Source organism: Mesorhizobium sp. M4A.F.Ca.ET.050.02.1.1, from assembly GCF_003997725.1.
Taxonomy (GTDB): Bacteria; Pseudomonadota; Alphaproteobacteria; order Rhizobiales; family Rhizobiaceae; genus Mesorhizobium.
In genome coordinates this window covers 1-3,695 of sequence record NZ_RZSG01000614.1, presented here as the reverse complement: position 1 = coordinate 3,695, position 3,695 = coordinate 1, and the positions used below count along the sequence as shown (strand labels likewise).

General features: G+C 67.0%; 4 protein-coding genes. 3 read left to right on the top strand and 1 reads right to left on the bottom strand.

Annotation, left to right across the window (positions count from 1 at the left end; all coding sequences use genetic code 11):
* The 3 genes from EOA33_RS27960 to EOA33_RS27950 form a co-directional block, all read left to right on the top strand.
* On the top strand, positions 1–660 hold a 660-nt coding region (locus tag EOA33_RS27960; RefSeq protein WP_127407112.1), incomplete at its 5' end, for an HAD-IC family P-type ATPase.
* Positions 661–703: 43 nt separating this feature from the next.
* On the top strand, positions 704–1,096 hold the full coding sequence (locus EOA33_RS27955; RefSeq protein WP_127407111.1) for a DUF305 domain-containing protein: 393 nt from the start codon (positions 704–706) through the stop codon (positions 1,094–1,096).
* 93 nt (positions 1,097–1,189) lie between these two features.
* Positions 1,190–2,035 (top strand): aldo/keto reductase, encoded by an 846-nt coding sequence (locus EOA33_RS27950; protein ID WP_127407110.1) that lies wholly within the window; start codon positions 1,190–1,192, stop codon positions 2,033–2,035.
* A 12-nt stretch (positions 2,036–2,047) separates the two neighbouring features.
* Here EOA33_RS27950 and mutS read toward each other — a convergent pair.
* Positions 2,048–3,695: DNA mismatch repair protein MutS (mutS, locus tag EOA33_RS27945; RefSeq protein ID WP_127407109.1), on the bottom strand; the 1,648-nt coding region annotated here is incomplete at its 5' end.

Genomic DNA, 3,695 nt, shown 5'->3' with positions numbered 1-3,695 from the left:
GACACGGGCTCGGTTTCAGGGCCGGCGGACGCGCTGCGGGGCGAGGGCAAGACGGCGATGTTCGTCGCCATCGGCGGCAGGCTGGCCGGCATCGTCGCCGTCGCCGACCCGGTCAAGGCGACGACGGCCGAGGCGATCCGGGCGCTGCATGACAGCGGCTTGCGGATCATAATGGCGACCGGCGACAATGAGCGCACGGCGAGCGCCATAGCTGGCAAGCTCGGCATCGACGAAGTGCGCGCCGGCCTGCTGCCCGAGCAGAAGGGCGCGCTGGTCGAGGAACTGCGCACCAAGGGCGCAGGTGTCGCCATGGCCGGCGACGGCGTCAACGATGCGCCGGCACTTGCCGCCGCCGATGTTGGCATCGCCATGGGCACCGGCGCCGATGTTGCGGTGGAAAGCGCCGGCATCACGCTGGTCAAGGGCGATCTCAACGGCATCGTCAGGGCGCGCACGCTTGCCCAGGCGACGATCCGCAACATCCGCCAGAACCTTTTCTTCGCTTTCCTCTACAACGTGCTCGGGGTGCCCGTCGCGGCGGGCGTGCTCTACCCGCTCACCGGCACGCTGCTGTCGCCGATGCTGGCGGCGGCGGCGATGAGCCTGTCCTCGGTCTCGGTCATCGGCAACGCATTGCGGCTGAGGACGTTGAAACTCTGATCGAAGCTCCCAAATACGACTATCCATCAACAGGAGATACTGGATGACCTTGGCCAAGAAGATCGTGTTGCTGCTGATGGCGGCGGGAATGCTGCTCGCCGTCTTCCTCGAAAGCGTTCCGGCGCAGTCGCAGGAGATGAAGCACGACATGTCCGGCATGGCGATGGGCGCGGAGAGCCCTTCGACCGCCGGCTACAAGGCGGCGATGGACAAGATGCATGCCGCCATGATGGCAGATGAGTATTCGGGCGATGCCGACGTCGACTTCGTCCGCGGCATGATCCCGCATCACCAGGGCGCCATCGACATGGCCAAGGTGGTGCTCGCCAACGGCAAGGATCCGGAAATCCGCAGGCTCGCCGAAGGTGTCGTCAAGGCGCAGGAGGCCGAGATCAAGGAGATGCAGGCCTGGCTCGCCGCCCATCCGGCGAAGTAGGTTTTTGGCACGCGAGAAATCCGGGCGGGCTTGGCACCACTGGATTTCCTATCGCGGCTGTGATGCGATCCCGCCGTCAGTGAGAGCCCAGTCATGCCATCGACCATCAGAACCACCACATTGCCCTCGGGCGAAGCCGTCCAGGTGCTCGGCCAGGGCACTTGGAAAATGGGCGAGGACAGCCGCCACCGCGCCGACGAGGTGAGGGCCTTGCGGCTTGGGCTCGACCTCGGCATGACGCTGATCGACACCGCGGAGATGTATGCCAGCGGCGGCGCCGAGGAAGTGGTGGCGGAGGCCATCGCCGGGCGGCGCGACGAGCTGTTCCTGGTTAGCAAGGTGCTGCCGTCCAATGCCTCGCGCGCCGGGGTGAAGCGGGCCTGCGAGAACAGTCTGAGGCGTCTCGCCACGGACCGCATCGACCTCTATCTGCTGCACTGGCCGGGCAGCGTGCCGCTGGCCGAGACCGTCGAGGCTTTCGAGGCGCTGAAGGCGACCGGCAAGATCCGCCATTGGGGCGTCAGCAATTTCGACACCGATGAGATGGAGGAACTGGTCGGGCTGCGCGACGGCAGCAGCGTCCAGACAAATCAGGTGCTCTACAATCTTGCGCGTCGCGGCCCCGAATTCGACCTCGCGCCCTGGAGCCGGGAGCGCGGCATTCCGCTGATGGCCTATTCGCCGGTCGAGCAGGGCGCGCTGGCGCGCAATGGCCGGCTGGAAGCCATCGCCGCCCGCCACAACGCGACGGCCGCGCAGATCGCCCTTGCCTGGGTAATGGGCCAGGAAGGCCTCATCGCCATTCCGAAGGCGAGCAAGCCCGAGCATGTCCGCCAGAACGTTGCCGCGCTCGACATCAGGCTGACACCGGAGGACTTCGCCGAGCTCGACCGCGCCTTCCCGCCGCCCACCCGCAAGCGTGGGCTGGAGATGATTTGAAGCCGCGCCGCGTCAGGGCTTTGTAGCCAACCCCTTCAGCCTGTAGAGCGCCTCCAGCGCCTCGCGCGGCGTCATCTCGTCGGGATTGATCGTGACGAGTGCGTCGCTCAGCGCGTCGTTCTTTGCCGGCCTAGGTGCTTCGCGTTTCGCCGCCACCGAAAACAGCGGCAGGTCGTCGACCAGGCGATTGGCCTTGCCCGACACCTCGCCTTCCTCGAGTTGGTGCAGCACTTCTTTTGCCCGCGCCACCACGGCCTCCGGCAGGCCGGCGAGCCGCGCCACCTGTACGCCGTAGGAACGGTCCGCCGCGCCCTTGCCGACTTCGTGCAGGAACACAACCTCGCCCTCCCATTCCTTGACCCGCATGGTGACGTTGGAGAGGCGGGGGAGCTTGCCGGCCAGCGCCGTCATCTCGTGGAAATGCGTGGCGAAGATCGCTCGGCACCGGTTCTTCTCGTGCAGATACTCCACCGCCGCCCAGGCGATCGATAGGCCGTCGAAGGTCGCTGTGCCGCGGCCGATCTCATCGAGGATCACCAGCGCCCGCTCGCCTGCCTGGTTGAGGATCGCGGCCGTCTCGACCATCTCGACCATGAAGGTCGAGCGGCCGCGTGCCAGGTCGTCGGATGCGCCGACGCGCGAGAACAGCCGGTCGACGACGCCGATATGGGCGCTCTGCGCCGGCACGAATGAGCCGGTCTGGGCAAGGATGGCGATCAGCGCGTTCTGCCGCAGGAACGTCGACTTGCCGCCCATGTTGGGACCAGTCAAAAGCCAGATCGCGCCGGCCTTGGCGCCGCCCTCCGGCGAAAGATCGCAGTCGTTGGCAACGAACGGGCCTTCGCCCGAGCGGCGCAGCGCCTGCTCGACCACCGGATGACGGCCACCTTCGATTTCGAAGGCGAGGCTGGAATCCACCTCGGGCCTGCACCAGGCCTCGCTTTCCGAAAGCAGCGCAAGGGCTGCCGAAACGTCGAGCACCGCAAGCGCATCGGCGCCGGCGCGGATGCTGTTCGCCTCGGCCACGACTTCCGCCATCAGCCGGTCGAAAGTGGCGAGCTCGATGCTCAACGCCCGGTCGGCGGCATTGGCGATCTTCGATTCCAGCTCGGCGAGCTCCGTCGTGGTGAAGCGCATGGCGTTGGCCATGGTCTGCCGGTGGATGAAGCGGGCCTTGTTCTCGTCGCTGCCGGTCATTGCCGCATGGTGGTTGGCGGTGACCTCGATGTAATAGCCGAGCACATTGTTGTGCCGGATCTTCAGCGAGCGGATGCCAGTCTCCTCGATCAGCGAGCGCTCCAGCCCGGTGATCACCTTGCGCGATTCGTCGCGCAGCGCTCGCATCTCGTCGAGCTCGGCATGGTAGGCGCGGCGCACGAAACCGCCGTCGCGCTTGAGCAGCGGCAATTCCTCATCCAGCGCCAGGCTGAGATGGTCGCGCAGATCGCGCGGCAGAGCCTGGATCGATGCCAGCGCCGCCGCAAGTTCCTCGGGCAGGCTGATCGCCGCGAACAGCTGTGCGATGGCGTCCGCCGCCTCGAAGCCGGCGCGAAGCGCGCCGAGATCGCGCGGGCCGCCACGGTTGAGCGCGAGTCGCGACAGCGCCCGCGGCATGTCGGCAACGCTCTTCAGGTCCGTCCGCGCCGCCCGGCAGAGTCGG